Source organism: Actinosynnema sp. NPDC053489, from assembly GCF_044544865.1.
Lineage (GTDB): Bacteria > Actinomycetota > Actinomycetes > Mycobacteriales > Pseudonocardiaceae > Actinosynnema.
Genome location: NZ_JBITXT010000010.1, coordinates 116,018 through 130,834, shown reverse-complemented (window position 1 = coordinate 130,834; position 14,817 = coordinate 116,018). Strand labels below are relative to the sequence as shown.

At 70.3% G+C, this 14,817-nt stretch carries 13 protein-coding genes and 1 tRNA gene; 5 read left to right on the top strand and 9 right to left on the bottom strand.

What is annotated here, in order from left to right; all coding sequences use genetic code 11:
* The first annotated feature begins 654 nt into the window (after positions 1–654).
* A tRNA-Arg gene (locus ACIGNX_RS23195) sits at positions 655–722 on the top strand.
* A gap of 345 nt (positions 723–1,067) precedes the next feature.
* Here ACIGNX_RS23195 and ACIGNX_RS23190 read toward each other — a convergent pair.
* The 3 genes from ACIGNX_RS23190 to ACIGNX_RS23180 all read right to left on the bottom strand — a co-directional run bounded on the left by ACIGNX_RS23190 (position 1,068) and on the right by ACIGNX_RS23180 (position 4,108).
* Positions 1,068–1,850 carry a hypothetical protein gene (locus ACIGNX_RS23190; protein WP_396542770.1) on the bottom strand — a complete coding sequence of 261 codons (783 nt, stop codon included), beginning with the start codon at positions 1,848–1,850 and terminating at the stop codon, positions 1,068–1,070.
* Entirely contained in the window at positions 1,840–2,355 is a 516-nt protein-coding gene (locus ACIGNX_RS23185; protein WP_396542769.1) for a SigE family RNA polymerase sigma factor, read from the bottom strand. Before ACIGNX_RS23185 ends, ACIGNX_RS23190 begins: the two co-directional genes overlap by 11 nt.
* 70 nt (positions 2,356–2,425) lie before the next feature.
* Positions 2,426–4,108, bottom strand: a complete 1,683-nt coding sequence (locus ACIGNX_RS23180; RefSeq protein WP_396542768.1) for an SWIM zinc finger domain-containing protein — start codon at positions 4,106–4,108, stop codon at positions 2,426–2,428.
* Positions 4,109–4,236: 128 nt separating this feature from the next.
* Between ACIGNX_RS23180 and gdhA the strand changes: the two genes are divergently transcribed.
* Positions 4,237–5,583, top strand: a complete 1,347-nt coding sequence (gdhA, locus tag ACIGNX_RS23175) for an NADP-specific glutamate dehydrogenase (RefSeq protein WP_396542767.1) — start codon at positions 4,237–4,239, stop codon at positions 5,581–5,583.
* A gap of 100 nt (positions 5,584–5,683) precedes the next feature.
* Here the strand turns inward: gdhA and ACIGNX_RS23170 are convergent, their stop codons facing one another.
* A complete protein-coding gene (locus ACIGNX_RS23170; protein WP_396542766.1) occupies positions 5,684–6,868 on the bottom strand; it encodes an acyl-CoA dehydrogenase family protein in 1,185 nt (394 codons plus the stop codon).
* Between the two features lie 241 nt (positions 6,869–7,109).
* Here ACIGNX_RS23170 and ACIGNX_RS23165 point away from each other — a divergent pair, with 241 nt between their 5' ends.
* Positions 7,110–7,799 (top strand): DUF899 family protein, encoded by a 690-nt coding sequence (locus ACIGNX_RS23165; RefSeq protein ID WP_396542765.1) that lies wholly within the window; start codon positions 7,110–7,112, stop codon positions 7,797–7,799.
* A gap of 135 nt (positions 7,800–7,934) precedes the next feature.
* Here the strand turns inward: ACIGNX_RS23165 and ACIGNX_RS23160 are convergent, their stop codons facing one another.
* The 5 genes from ACIGNX_RS23160 to ACIGNX_RS23140 all read right to left on the bottom strand — a co-directional run bounded on the left by ACIGNX_RS23160 (position 7,935) and on the right by ACIGNX_RS23140 (position 11,772).
* Positions 7,935–8,936, bottom strand: coding sequence for an alpha/beta fold hydrolase (locus tag ACIGNX_RS23160; protein WP_396542764.1), 1,002 nt, complete (start codon positions 8,934–8,936; stop codon positions 7,935–7,937).
* Between the two features lie 242 nt (positions 8,937–9,178).
* Positions 9,179–10,399: an MFS transporter gene (locus ACIGNX_RS23155; RefSeq protein ID WP_396542763.1), complete on the bottom strand. Its 1,221-nt coding sequence runs from the start codon at positions 10,397–10,399 to the stop codon at positions 9,179–9,181.
* Between the two features lie 166 nt (positions 10,400–10,565).
* Complete coding sequence (locus ACIGNX_RS23150) at positions 10,566–10,907, bottom strand: VOC family protein (protein WP_396542762.1); 342 nt, start codon at positions 10,905–10,907, stop codon at positions 10,566–10,568.
* Between the two features lie 68 nt (positions 10,908–10,975).
* On the bottom strand, positions 10,976–11,329 hold the full coding sequence (locus tag ACIGNX_RS23145; RefSeq protein WP_396542761.1) for an ArsR/SmtB family transcription factor: 354 nt from the start codon (positions 11,327–11,329) through the stop codon (positions 10,976–10,978).
* Complete coding sequence (locus ACIGNX_RS23140; RefSeq protein ID WP_396542760.1) at positions 11,326–11,772, bottom strand: SRPBCC domain-containing protein; 447 nt, start codon at positions 11,770–11,772, stop codon at positions 11,326–11,328. The genes ACIGNX_RS23145 and ACIGNX_RS23140 overlap by 4 nt, the downstream gene beginning before the upstream one ends.
* A gap of 497 nt (positions 11,773–12,269) precedes the next feature.
* On the opposite strand from ACIGNX_RS23140, the gene ACIGNX_RS23135 reads away from it, so the two are divergent.
* Both ACIGNX_RS23135 and ACIGNX_RS23130 read left to right on the top strand, forming a co-directional pair.
* Positions 12,270–13,097, top strand: a complete 828-nt coding sequence (locus ACIGNX_RS23135; protein ID WP_396542759.1) for a p-hydroxycinnamoyl CoA hydratase/lyase — start codon at positions 12,270–12,272, stop codon at positions 13,095–13,097.
* Positions 13,094–14,638: an AMP-binding protein gene (locus tag ACIGNX_RS23130; RefSeq protein WP_396542758.1), complete on the top strand. Its 1,545-nt coding sequence runs from the start codon at positions 13,094–13,096 to the stop codon at positions 14,636–14,638. The genes ACIGNX_RS23135 and ACIGNX_RS23130 overlap by 4 nt, the downstream gene beginning before the upstream one ends.
* Positions 14,639–14,817 lie beyond the last annotated feature (179 nt).

The following is a 14,817-nucleotide window of genomic DNA, read 5'->3' as shown; positions in this document are numbered from 1 at the left end:
GGTCGCCTCGGTTGCCCATGGCGAGGGATCCTCGGACATTGCCAACTTATTGGCGGGGCTGTGCTGAGGGTGTGCCGAAGCGGCTGTACGGAGAGCTGTAAGTACTGGTCAGAGTCGGTCTACGCGAGATCCTTGTAGATCCCTCGTGCTTCTTGCTTGTCCGACGGAGTGGCAGCAGCTGCCTTCCAAGGTGGACGCTGTCCTACCTGTCCCAGCTGTCTCGCTATACCCCTCAACCAGCGGTTCTGGGGTGGGACAGCCCGCAGAACCACTGTCCCACCTGTCCCACTTCACCGTGCGGACCTCGGAACGCTGCAACAGTTGGGCGTGTTGATACTCCTCTTGGCTCCACACGCTTACCTGCGCTCGCCCCCGGCGTTCACAGCGGTGGGCAGACGATCTCCGCACAGAGCCCTACACGTAGCGTTGAGACGGCCGCAGAGCGGTGCACGAGCTGCGGCTGATGGGTTGGGGATACCCGTCGGAGCGCCGCAAGCGATGGTCACCACGTCGCCCTGCTCCCCGACTGTTCCAGCCGCTTGCGCTTGGCTGACTGTCGCCCAACAGTCGGTACGACGCCATCCCGTGCCAAATACGGGCCAAAGTAGCCCTTAAGACCAAGATCAATTCACTGTTTATGCTGGTAGAGCGCTCGGCGCAACGGGTAGTCGCACCGCCCTCCGGAGGCGGGTGCGCAGGTTCGAATCCTGCCGGGGGCACCACCACGAGAAGGCCCTTGACCGGCGGATGCGCCGGTCAAGGGCCTTCGTCGTCCGTCCGTCCGGGTCCGGCCACCGCACCGATCAGTTCACCGGTAGTGCCATCCGCAATGAGCCCTTCATGGTGACCGCGCGGGTCACGGTGCGGGCTGAACACGGGGAACGTAATGGGCGAGGCTCCCGCTCAGACAGCAGTCGACCGAGGATTCGATGTCCGACCGGGAGTCTCGCCGCGCTGTCTTGCCTGCCGCGATTCCGTCGCAGGCGTCCATGGGACGGTCCGACCCACCCGGGCGGAGAGGTGCCGTTCGTCCGGCGCGGCCGCCGGGGTAAGGCGGCCGCACCGGGTTAGTCGACCTCGATGAACCCGGGTGGGATCGGGGGGTCGAGGTGGGCGAGGTTCTCCGGGGTCGGTGGCAGCCAGGTCACGTCGAACGGTGTCGAGTGGTCCTGGTTCCATTGCCACCTCAGCGGCACGTAGGTGGAGGCGTCCACCCACACGTCCAGTGGCACGTCGGCCTTGAGCGGGTTCACGTGGAGCTTCACGGTCGGCTTGCCGTCGACCGGGTCGCCCGGGCCGATCACCTCGACCCGCCCGTCGGCGATGGCCCGCCGCAGGTCGTCGGGCGTCCAGACCGCCTCACCCCACGGATCACCGGAGAGCCGCCGGTACGTGCGGGCCCGGTAGTCCACGAAGACGGTGAAGCTCAGGTCGACGATCGGCTCGCCGGCGACACCGGCCCGGTAGCGGAACGCCCGGTTGTCCGGCGTGCGCCAGCGCTCGTTGAGCCCCCGCTCACCGGGGGCGAAGTACTTGTCGCCCTCGACCGACTCGGCGCGCTCGTAGGCGATGTCGTCGCGCAGGTCGGTCAACGCGGCGTCGGTGCGTTCCACGACGTAGGCGGCGTTCTCGACCGCCGGTCGAGGGGGCGTGGCGTTCGGGACCACCACGACGGCGGCCACCGCGGCCGTCGCGGTGACGGCCGCGAGGCCCACCCCGATCCGCGTCCACCGCCGCCGGGCGTGCCGCCGCCGCACGCCGGCCAGCAGCGCGGGTGACGCCGTCACGTCCGCGACCTCGGCCCGCAGCGCGGCGCGGACCTCGTCCAGCAGTTCGTTGTCAGCGATCATGGCTGTCCTCCGTGATCCGCGCGCCGAGCGCCTGCCGGAGCCGGGTGACCGCCCGGCTGGTGTGCGCCTTGACCGTGCCCTCCGAGGTGCGCAGCGCCGCCGCCGTCTCGGTCACCGACAGCTCGGCGAAGAACCGCAGCACGACGACCTCCCGCTGTCGCCGCGGCAGTTCGGCCAACGCCCGGCGCAGCGCGTCGCGGTCGACCACGGTGTCCGCCGGGTCACGCCCGCCGGGCACGTGCGCGGCGTGGTCGAGGTCCTCCTCGGACACCCGCCGGGACGTGTGGCGCCACCGGTCGCGGGCGAGGTTGACCAGGATGCGGCGGGTGTACGCCTCGGGGTGGTCGCGAGCGGACCGCCACCGGACGGACAGGCGGTACAGGGCCGTCTGCAGGATGTCCTCCGCGTGGCCGCGGTCGCGCACGAGCAGCACGGCGAGCCGCAGCAGTGCGGTGGACCGCTCGAGCACGAACCGCTCGAAGTCGGGATCGGGTTTTCGCTGCACGGTGGGGTGAACGCCCGCTTCCCGGCTCCGGTTGACGTCTCGACGTGGCCGGGTGGTCAGCCACCCGCGGTCAGCGCAGGCCCGCTCGGTCCAGTTCTTGGCGCAGCGCCCACTTGGTGCGGTGGTCGTGGCGCAGGGTTGTCAGGTGCCGGTGGAAGTCCTCGTGGAGGCCGCACCGGGTGGACAGGCGTTTCGCCTCGGCCAGGAGGTGGACGGCCGAGCGGTAGGCGTCGCGGCTGCGTTGTTCGATCACGCGGTCGGCGTTGTCCAGCAGCACGGGGATGGCGTCGGCCGGGTGGGTGGCCGCACGGGCGCGGGCCGCGCGCAGGTGGAGGTCCGCCTGGCAGCCTCCCCGCTGGACCGCCTGCCAGGCGGCGTCCGCGTCACCCTCGTCGAGGAGGATCTCGACCAGGGTCGAGTTCGCCCCGGGCTCCGGCGTGGTGGTCAGCAGGGCGAGGGCACGGTCGCGCCACGGGCGGAAGCCGGTGGCCGCGGCCTCGCGCAGGGCTCGGTAGGCGGCGAGGGTGGGGTGCTCGGCGAAGGCGGCGTAGCGCAGCTCCGCCGCCTCCTCGTGGCGACCGGCGCGGAGGTGGAGGTCGGCGGCCAGGGCGCGCAGCCGGGGAGCGGGGCCGTACTCGGTCAGGCCGCGCTCCAGCCACGTCAGCGCCTCGTCGTCACGGCCGTCCGCGTGCAGCCGTTCGGCGATGCGCAGCGCGTCGTAGGCGCTGGTCACGTCCCGGGCCATCACTTCGACCAGCGCGTCGGCCCCACCGGTGGACTCGGCCAGGCGCTCCACCAGGTGCTTGACGGTCGACGCCCGGTTGCCGCGCTCGCGCGACCGCTCCGGCGGCAACGCGTGCCACGCCGCCTCGACCAGCTCGCGGTACCGGGCCAGGCCGGCCGGGCCCAGGACCCGCTCGTAGTCGGGCACGACGTCGTGGAACACCTCGAACTCGCTGTCCAGAGCCCTGGTCAGCAGGCGTTCCGCGAGGGCGAGCGGGTCGGGGGAACCGGCTTCGCAGGCGGCCAGGTGGATCTCCTGCACGCGCGTCAGGGCCTCCCACACGCCACCGTCGGAGTCGTCCACCCGCTCGGCCGCGTCCTCCAGCAGCTCCAGCGCGTATTCGGACAGCGTGATCGCGACGTCGGGGAACCCGCCGTCGACCAGCTCCGCCACCGCGTCCAGCACCTCGTTGACGTACTCGAAGTAGCCGTACGCCGCGCCGTGGTCCACGTAGTCCGCGATCTCGATCGCCCGTTCCAGGCGATCGCGGATCTCCCGGTCGTCGAAGGCGTGGTCCACCGGGTCACCCGCGGCGACGGCGAGGCGCGCCCGCAGCACGCGGTCGGTCTTCGTGGCGGCCATCACCTGGTCGACCAGCCACCCGTGGTCGGCGGCGAGCAGGAACGACCGCAGCTCCCGGTCCGACAGCGGCCCGGGGCGGGGCGGCGCGGGGCGCGGCGGTGTGGCCCGACCGCCCTGGCCCAGCCACACCAGCGCCGTCGCCACGCAGTGCTTGCAGAAGAAGCCCTCCTGGCCCCACGGGCACGAGCACCGACCGTCCAGGCCGCGTCGGGTGACCTCCAGGCGGACGCGGTAGGTGCGCGAGCCGTCGACGGTGCCGGTCACGGTGGTCCCGTCCACGCCGATCCGCCGCACCCGCCCTTCGGCGAAGTACTCCCTGCCGCGCTCGAACGACTTCGGGTCGGCCAACTCGCGCAGGGTCCGCTCACTCACCTCGACCGCGACCATGGCGCGTCATCCTTCCAGCGCGGCCGTCACCGCCCGCAACCGTCCCCGCGGCACGAGCTCGCCGGCCCGACATGCCCCCATGAGGTGGAATGCGTGTGGACACCCGCGAGGACGACCGAGGAGTGCGCGTGCCGATCCTGGACGAGAAGCTGGGCGACATCTACGACGAGGTGCTGCGGCGCAACCCCGGCGAGGACGAGTTCCACCAGGCGGTGCGCGAGGTCCTCGACAGCCTCGGGCCCGTGGTCGCCAAGCACCCCGAGTACACCGACGCGGCGGTGATCCGGCGGTTGTGCGAGCCGGAGCGGCAGATCATCTTCCGGGTGCCCTGGGTCGACGATTCCGGGACCGTGCGGATCAACCGCGGGTTCCGGGTCGAGTTCAACTCGGCGCTCGGCCCGTACAAGGGCGGCCTGCGGTTTCACCCGACCGTGTACCTCGGGATCGTGAAGTTCCTCGGCTTCGAGCAGATCTTCAAGAACTCGCTCACCGGGATGCCCATCGGCGGCGGCAAGGGCGGGTCCGACTTCGACCCGAAGGGCCGTTCCGACGGCGAGGTCATGCGTTTCTGCCAGGCGTTCATGACCGAGCTGTACCGGCACATCGGCGAGCACACCGACGTGCCCGCCGGCGACATCGGCGTGGGCGGCCGGGAGATCGGCTACCTGTTCGGCCAGTACAAGCGCATCACGAACCGCTACGAGTCCGGTGTGCTGACCGGCAAGGGGCTGACCTGGGGCGGTTCGCAGGTGCGCACCGAGGCCACGGGCTACGGCACCGCGTTCTTCGTGGAGGAGATGCTCAAGACCCGCGGTGATTCGTTCGACGGCAAGAAGGTCGTCGTCTCCGGTTCCGGCAACGTCGCGATCTACGCGGCGGAGAAGGTGCGGCGGCTGGGCGGCACGGTGATCGCCTGCTCCGACTCGAACGGCTACGTGGTCGACGAGCAGGGCATCGACGTCGACCTGCTCAAGGACGTCAAGGAGAAGCGCCGGGCGCGCGTCGCGGACTACGCCGAGGCCCGGCCCGGTGCCCGGTACGTCGAGGGCGGGTCGGTGTGGGACGTCCCCTGCGACGTCGCGCTCCCCTGCGCCACGCAGAACGAGCTGAACGGGCGCGACGCGGCCACCCTGGTCGGCAACGGGTGCGCCATCGTCGCCGAGGGCGCCAACATGCCGTGCACCCCCGACGCCGTGCGGCTGTTCGCCGACGCGGGCGTGCTGTTCGCCCCGGGCAAGGCGGCCAACGCCGGCGGTGTCGCCACGAGTGCCCTGGAGATGCAGCAGAACGCGTCCCGGGACTCGTGGACCTTCGACCACACCGAACGGAGGCTGGCGGACATCATGCACGGCATCCACGACCGTTGCCTGGAGGCGGCCGACCTCTACGGCAAGCCGGGGAACTACCTGGCCGGCGCGAACATCGCCGGTTTCATCCAGGTCGCCGACGCGATGCTCGCCCTGGGCGTGATCTGAACCGGCGTCGGGACCGCGGGTACCGGGCACCGGAGCGGGAACCGCTCGACCGCGGCGACCACGTGGCCGGGCGGTGGCCCGGCCACGTGGTCGTCGGCGACTAGAGCAGGTTGGTGTTCGGCTCCAGGCCGCACAGCACGCGGCCGTAGGTCTCCAGGTTCGAGTTCGGGTGCAGCACGCCGTTGAGGTTCAGCGCCTGGATGTCCCGCTCGATGCGCTGCATCGACTGGTCGGAGTAGATCGACGAACCGCCGCTCGCGGTGTTGAGGATGTCCACCGCCTCCTTCGAGCGCAGGCACGCCGCCGCCGCGTCCATCTTGCCCAGGGCGCGCTCCTCCACCGACCACTGCTCGCCGGCCAGCGCCTTGGTGTCCAGGCGCTCCGCCGCGCGGCGCACGTGGAACTCGGCCTCGTCCAGCTTCACCGCCGCCTCGGCCACCTGCAGGTGGGTGATGGGGGCGTCGGCCTGGCGCTCGTAGTTGGTGTAGGTGATCTTCCGGCTGGGCAGCCGCTCGAAGAACGCTTCCTTGGCCGCCTTCGCCATGCCCAGCGCCGAGGAGCTGGTCACCGCGACGGCGTGCGGCACGAACGGCAGCTTCCACGTCAGGGAGTCCGCGTTCAGCTTCGACTGGTGCTGACCGTGCATGAACACCGGCAGCATCTCCAGCACCCGCGCCGAGGGCACGAAGACGTTGTCCGCGATCGTCGTGACGCTGCCCGTGGCCCGCAGGCCGGCGGTGTGCCAGTCGTCCACGATGGTCAGGTCCGACAGCGGCACCGCGACCGTGGCCGGGACGAAGCCACCGTCCTCAGTGGCCAGCAGCACGGAGTGGGTGTCCCACTGGGCGTGCGGGGCGCCGGAGTTGAAGTGCCACCGACCGTTGAGGATCACGCCGCCGTCGACCGGGGTCGCCACGCCGCTGGCGTTCACGCCGCCCGCGATCCGGACGTCCGGGTCGGCGAAGATCTCGTCCTGCACCTCGTCGGGGAACAGGCCGGCCAGCCAGGAGCCCATCGTCAACGTGCTGATGGTCCACCCGACCGAGCCGTCGCCCCGCGCCAGCTCGCTGATCACGGCGGACACGGTCCGCACGTCGGACTCGTAGCCGCCGTAGCGCACCGGGACCCGCATCCGCATGATCCCGGCGTCCGTGATCGCCTGGATCACCTCTTCGTGGATGACCCGGTTCTCATCTTGCCACGCGACGTGCTTGCGGATCACCTCGACCAGGTCCGTTGCCCGGCCGACGAGGTCAGCCTGCGGCGGCGCCTCACTGATCGTCATCTCTGCTCCTCGATACGGTGACAGGGTCAGGAAAGTGGAGTGGAACTTCCGCCGGACGTTGGCGGTATCCGCGGGACCGTGCAGCAGGTCTGGCCCCTGCTGTTCGACTGGGCAACGATTCACCGTCGGTTGTGGACAACTCTGGCACGGTGCCGCAATCGGGACTTCTTCCACGTTGCGGTGTTCCGGCGACAATGATCTGCAATCGATTCGTCCGGTTCGGTCCCGGTACAGTCTTTCCATGGACAAACCGAAACCGGAGATCGTGTCGTCGGCGGAGTGGCAGCGGGCCCGGGACGAGCTGCGCGCCGCGGAGAAGGAAGTGACGCGGGCGGCCGACGCACTCGCCGCGCGTCGCCGCCGGTTACCCATGGTGAAGTTCGACAGCGCTTACACGTTCGCCACGCCGACGGGCGGGAAGTCGCTCCTCGACCTGTTCGACGGTCGTGACGAGTTGATCGTCTACCAATTCATGGACAACGGCCCGGACCGCTACTGCCCCGGCTGCACGTGGTTCACCGACAACATCCCCGGGAGCGCGCCCCGGCTGCTGGCCGAGAAGGGCGTGACCTGGGTGGTCGCGTCGGACATGCCGCTGGAGCAGATCGAGCGGTACAAAGCGAGGATGGGGTGGACGATGCCTTTCGTCTCGTCCCGGGGCACGTCGTTCGCCGCGGATTGCGACGCCGGTGGCGGCTTCATGCTCACCGCTTTCCTGCGCGACGGCGACGAGGTCTACCGCACGTACAGCACCACCGCCCGCGGAATCGAGAGGCTCGTTTTCACGACCGGTGTCCTGGACCTCACCCCGTACGGCCGGCGCGAGGACTGGGAGGATTCGCCGGCCGGGTGGCCGCAGAACCCCACCTACGTCATTCCCGTCCCGATGGCGTGGGACCACGTGTCCACCGGGTTCGGCACCCACCGGTAGGGAACGGGACGCCGCCGGGGCGTGGCCGGCGGCGTTCCACCGCGTGGAGGAAAAGCGGTCGGACCGCGGTTCGGGAAAAAGCGGTCCGGTTCCGGGGGCGTTCGGTCGGCGGTGTTCGGTCGGCGGTGTTCCGGTTCAGAGGCCGGACAGGAACTTCAGCAGTTCCGCGTTGACCTCTTCGGGCCGTTCCTGCTGCGTCCAGTGCCCGACGCCGGGCAGCACGACCGTGCGGGTCAGGTTGGGGACGAGGTACTGGAGGTTGGCGATCAGCTGGTCGAAGCCGGGGAGCTGGACGCTGCCGTCCCGCTCGCCGTGCACGTACAGCGCCGGGGTGGTCATCGGCGCGGTCTGCCACGGCGCCGTCAGCTCCCAGGACAGGTCCATCGTCCGCCACCAGTTGAGGCCGCCGGTGAACCCGGTGCGGGCGAAGTCCTCCGCGTAGGCGTCGAGGTCGGCCTCGGTCAGCCAGTCGGGCAACTCGCCCGGCTCCGGCAGGAGGTCGGAGAGCGTGCCGCCCTCGGGCACGATCGGCAGGGTGGGCGCGTCGGCCTGCGGCGAGTCGCCGAAGCCCCACTGGAAGAAGCGCAGCACGCTGCCGCGCGGGTCGCGCGCCAGCTCGGCGTCCGCCACGCCGGGCTGCTGGATGTAGTTCATGTAGAAGCCGGGGCCGAGCGCCTGGGTCAAGCCGGTCAGGGCGCTCACCGGGCCGCGCGGCAGGTACGGCAGGCTCAGGGCGACGACGCCGCTGACGCGGTCGGGCCGCAGCAGCGCGGTGTTCCAGGCGACCGGCGAGCCCCAGTCGTGGCCCACCAGCACGGCCTTCTCCGCGCCGAGCGCGTCGATCAGGCCGACGACGTCGCCGACGAGGTGCAGCTGGGAGTACTGCTCGACCGCCTCGGGGCGGTCGGTCCGGCCGTAGCCGCGCTGGTCGGGCGCGACCACGTGGTAGCCGGCCGCCGCGAGGGCGTCGAACTGGTGCCGCCAGGAGTACCACGTCTCGGGGAAGCCGTGCAGCAGCACGACCAGCGGCCCCTCGCCCTTCTCGGCGATGTGCACGCGGATTCCGTTGACCTCGATGAACCGGTGACCGACCTCGGTTGCCGCGCCCTGGCCCGGTGTTACCTGCGGGTCATTCATGGCACACCTTTCCTGTGTGTGCGAAATGGGGGGTTCCTGGAAACCCTCTCACCGCGGTCGGTCTCGCGACCACTTCCTCGTTGCCATATCCGCCGGTTAATACCTCGCATTCCGCAAGATCGGCCGCCATGGTCAATGGCGGCCGAGCGGTATTGCGAAAACCGATGGCACGGTGGTGACGGGGATCGGGCCGCCACCACCGTGCCACCCGAGGGGTGCGACAGGTGGTCCGAGGGGTGGCGTTACGCCGGTTCCGTCGCGGTCTGGGTCGTCGTGGACGGCTCCTCGACGACCGGCGCCTTCAGGTAGCTGGTGCCCCAGGCGACCGCGATGGTCACCAGGGCGAAGATGAAGCCCGCGATGACGGGGGCGGAAGCGGTGTAGTTGTCGATCGCGACACCGCCCGCGAACGCGCCGAACGCGATGCCGACGTTGGCCGCGGACACCGGCAGCGACTGCGCGAGCTGGCCGCCGGGGCCGGCCAGGGTGATCACCCGGACCTGCAGCGACGGGACGATGCTGTAGAACGACAGGCCCCACGCGATCAGGGCGAGCGCCACGAGCCACGCGATCGTGCCGACGAAGTAGAGCACCAGCAGCGACGCGGCCAGGCCGATGGACCCGATGATCAGCGTGCGGCTCGCGTTCCAGTCGGCGAACTTGCCGCCGCGGAACGAGCCGATCGCCGTGGCCGCGCCGTACGCCAGCAGGAACACGCTGAGCATGCCGCCGGAGATGCCGGTGACGCCCTGCAGGAACGGCACCAGGTACGTCAGCGCCGCGAACGTCGCCGAGAACACGATGAAGTTCAGGAACAGCACGGCGAGCACCTTGGGCGCGAACGCGTACTTCGCCTGGTGCGCGGCGCCCGCGCCGGCGGGCGGCACCGACGGGATGAGCGTCAGCAGGCCGACCAGGGTGATGACCGCGCCGACCACGATCGCCACGAACGAGCCGCGCCAGCCGAGGGTCTGGCCGACCAGGGTGCCCAGCGGCACGCCCAGCGCGCCGGACAGCGCGACGCCGGAGATGACGATGCCGATCGCGGCGCCCATGCGCTCCGGCGTCACGACCGCCATGGCGGCGATGAACGCGCCGGCGATGAACAGGCCCTGCGACGCGCCGATGAGGAAGCGCAGCACGAGGAACAGGCCGTACTGGGCGGTCAGGACCGCGATCACGTTGCACGCGATGAACAGCACGACCGAGCCGATGAGGACCAGCTTGCGGTCCACCTTGATCGTCAGCGCGGTCAGGATCGGACCGCCGATGGCCAGGCCCAGCGCGTACACGGTCACCAGGGTGCCCGCCGCGGGGATGGTCACCTGGAGGTCGGCGGCGATCCGGTCAAGGACGCCGACCACGAGCAGCTCGCCACTGCCCAGAACGAACATTCCCAGGAACAGCGTGGCCAGGGCGAGGTTCGCCCTCCCCGGGCTCACTGCCGCTTGCTGCGTACTCATCTGCACTCTTCCTTGTCCTGTTGCGTGGAGCCGTCTCAACTAACGGGGTCGACCGACCTGTCCGCGCCGGCCCGGCGACCGGGGGCGCACCGGGGCGGTGGGGTGCCGTGCCCGGTCGACGGGAGACGCCAACCGGGCACGCGAGGACGTCCGGACCGAGGGCTCGCTATTTCCACTGGATGATCTGGAGGTAGTTGCCGTCCGGGTCGGCGAACGTGCCGAACTTGCCCTTCTCCCGGTCCTCGATGGAGATCCACTCCACGCCGGCCGCGTTGAGCTGGGCCTCCATGGCGTCGAAGTCCTCGACGTGGAAGTTGATGATCGTGCGGCCCGGCTCGCTGTTCTTGACGTCGACGTCGTCGCGGCCGTCGATGACCAGCAGGAAGCCGCCGAGGTCGATCGCGCCCTCGCCGGTGAACTCCGGCGCCAGCGCCTTGACGTACCACTCCCGCATCTCGGCGGGGCGGGTGGTGCCGAGCAGCATGCTCCCGGGCTTGAGCGTCGTCATGTCGGAATCTCCTCGTTCGTGTGGTCACGGGTCGCGGCGGCGGTCGTGCCCACGCCGCGCGCCCGGTGCTAGTTGAAGTCGCGTTCGGCCGCCTCGGCGGCGCGCTTGATGGCCGCCAGCCGGCGGTCCCAGTCGGCCGCGAGCGAGGACATCCACCTGGTGGTGGTGTCGAGCCCCGCGGGCCGCAGCGAGTACCTCACCTCGCGCCCCACCCGGCTGCCGACGACGAGGCCGGCGGCGTCCAGGACGGCGAGGTGCTTGACGATCGCCTGCCGGGAGACGGGCAGCCGCTCGGCGAGCGTCGTCGCGGTGACCGCGCCCTGGGCGGCGAGGATGTCGAGCAGTCGGCGACGGGTGGGGTCGGCGAGCGCGACGAGAACGCTGCCGACCTCCTCGACCGCGTCGTCGGGTTCCGCCCTCACACAGTCGACTCTTCGACGCGCTGCTTGGCATCGGCGAGCACGTGCGGCCAGCCGGCGGTGAGGTTCTTGACCGTCTGCTCGCGCACGTCGTCGGGCACGGCCAGCGCGGCGAAGCCGCTCTCGACCACCGTGAGGCGGGTCTTGCCGTCCTCGGCGGACAGCGTGAACTCCACCAGGGTGCTGTTGTCCTCGGTCAGCTCCTCGCCCGGGGTGGCCGGAGCCCAGCGGTAGGCCACGTAGGACTGCGGCTCCACCTTGACCACGCGCACCGGGAAGTCGCCGTTGTCGGGGTTCTTGGCGACCATCGACTCACCCTCGACGGCGGTCGTGCCCTTGATGCTCTCGGCGTCGGCCACCCAGAAGCCGGGTGCGGACACCAGCGACCAGACGCGCTCGACCGAGGCGTCGATCAGGGTGTCACGCTCGATCCGGTCTTCGCTCATGGGGATAACTCCTTGCGGTTCCGGCGTTCAGTGCAACCAGATGATTGCACGTCGGGCTCGCGTCGTGCAACCTTCTAGTTGCAGGACGAACCGGGCGCCGGCGGACCGGCCGACCGGGCCCGCACCCCCTCCCCGAGACCCCTCCCCCAGACCCCGGAAAGGTTCAGACCACCTCGCGCGGATCGCCGGTCCGATCCGCGACTTCGTGGCGCCCCGTGACGTCGCCGGTACGCCGCGTAACTCCCGGATGCCCTTTTCGTGACCTCTTCACCGGAATATTCTCCTTCGCGCGAGCTGACGACATAGCGACGTTTCGCTGTTTTGCGATCCAGCCCGGGGACATGCAGCAAGGCACGCTGGAAGAAGTAATGCGGCCACCCCCGGAGAGATGCTGGCTGCACCGTTGGCCCAGCCATCCCAGCCTTTCCCCCCAATGAACCGGCCGAACGGTCGACAGTGAGGCGCGCCCCCTCGCCTGCAATAAGAAAGGCCTATACATGATCACGCTGGCAACCGTGAACCTGGAGATCGACGGCCCCACCGCCACGATCCACTTGAACAGGCCGGACAAGAAGAACGCGATGAACCCCCAGATGCACCGGGACATGAACGCCGCCCTGGACGCCATCGAGGAAGCCGGGGACGTCAAGGCCGTGGTGATCACCGGCACCGGTGACAGCTTCAGCGCCGGCATGGACCTGGAGGAGTGCTTCCTGCAGCCGTTCGACGACCCGCAGCTGTTCTACAAGACCAACCTGGTCGCGCTCCGGTGGTTCCAGCGCCTCAAGGCGTTCCCCGCCGTCACGATCGCGAAGGTCAACGGGTTCGCCTTCGGCGGCGGCTTCCTGGTGGCCGGGCTGTGCGACCTGGCCGTCACGGACGAGGAGGTGCTGTTCGGCCTGTCGGAGATCAACTTCGGCATCTTCCCGGCGGGCGGCGCGACGTGGGCGGCCACGCACAACCTGCCGCGCAAGAAGGCGCTGTACTACATCCTCACCGGCGACACGATGACCGGCGCCCAGGCCGCCGAGTACGGCCTGGTCAACCTCGCCGTGCCCGCCGGCGAGCTGGACGCGGCCACCGACCGGATCGTCCGCAAGATCGTGAAGAAGAACCCGGTCACCCTGGCGCTGGCCAAGCAGGTCTACGAGCGCACCACCCAGCTCGACCTGCCCGCCGCCATCGACTACGACCAGGCGAAGCTGTGGGAGCTGTCCCGGCTCAGCGGCAACGAGTGGATCAACGTGGCGCTCAAGCAGTTCGAGAAGCGCGCGTACCAGCCGGGGCTGTCCACGTACAACCGACCCGCGGACGTGAAAGCATGACGGTCGCCGGTCCCGACGTCGAGCTGCCCCGGACATCGCTCACCTCGTGGGTCCTGCGGCACGCGGAGGAGCACGGCTCCGCGGTCGCGACGACCGACGTCTCCGGGAACGCCTCCTACACCTTCGCGGAACTGGCCGCGAACGTCCGGCGGGCCGCCCAGGGCCTGCGGGAGCTGGGGCTGCGCAAGGGCGACGTGCTCGCCATCCTCGCCCCGAACGTGCCGGAGTACCCCATCGCCTACCACGCCGCCGCGCTGGCGGGCGGCATCGTCGTCGCGCTCAACCCGCTCGACACCTCCGACGACCTGGTCGACCGGATGGAGGAGGCGGGCACGCGCTTCCTGGTGACCGTGCCGCACGAGATGCCCAAGGTCACCGGCTTCCTCGACCGCACCGACGTCGAGCACGTGATCGTGCTCGGCGGGGCGGAGGGCGCCACGCCGTTCTCCTCGCTGCTCACGCACGGCGAGATCGTCGAGACGGCGCTGGACCCGTCCGAGGACGTGGTCACCGTGCTGCACTCCAGCGGCAGCACGGGCCTGCCCAAGGGCGTACTGCTGACGCACCGCAACATGATCGCCAAGGCGTTGCTGACGAGCCTCGTCGCGCCGACCGGGCCCGGCGAGCGGGCGCTGGCCATGCCGCCGTTCCACCACGCCTTCGGGCTGTCCATGATGATGAACGCGAGCCTGCACCAGGGCACGACGCTGGTCACCATGGAGCGCTTCGAGCCGGAGGCGTTCCTCCGGGCGATCGAGGAGCACCGGATCACCCGCCTGTACATCGTGCCGACGATCGCCGTGCTGCTGGCGAAGAGCCCGCTGGTCGACCGGTTCGACCTGTCGTCGCTGCGCTCGATCGTCTCCGGCGGCGCGGCGCTCGACCCGGAGGTCGCCCGGCTGGTGCGCGAGCGGATCGGCTGCGAGATCGGCCAGGGCTACGGCATGACCGAGGCGATGTGCTCGTTCATGCAGTCGCCGGACCTCACCACGGGGTCGGTCGGCCGCACCGCGCCCGGCGTCGAGTGCAAGATCGTGGACGTGGACACCGGCGAGGAGCTGGGTCCCCACGAGAACGGCGAGGTCCTCATCCGCGGGCCGCACGTCATGAAGGGCTACCTGAACGCGCCCGAGGCGACGCGGGCCGTGCTGGAGCCGGACGGGTTCCTGCACACCGGGGACCTCGGCCACCTGGACGAGGGCGGCGAGCTGTACCTGGTCGACCGCATCAAAGAGCTGATCAAGTACAAGGGCCAGCAGGTGTCGCCGGTCGAGCTGGAGGCGATCCTCATGCGGCACCCCAAGATCGCCGACGCGGCCGTCATCGGCGTCCCCGACGAGGAGTCCAGCGAGATCCCGAAGGGCTTCATCGTCACCCGCGAGGTCATCACCGCGCAGGAGATCATGGACTGGGTGGCCGAGCGCGTCGCGCCCTACAAGAAGATCCGGCAGATCGAGTTCATCGACAAGATCCCGCGCACGCCGGTCGGCAAGATCGAGAGGCGCACGCTCAGCACCCGCGCGACCGCACCGGCGCGCTGAGCGGCACGTGCGGTGACCGGGGGGTCATCGCAGGTACCACCGGCGCGCTGCGCCGCTCCGCAAGGGGGTGTCACCGCGCCCGCCTCCGGGCGCGGTGACGACGGGACCGGTGCCCGCGCCGGCCCGACGACCCGCGTCCGGTGCCGGGCGCGGGTGGGACGACGCGCGTCCGGTGACGA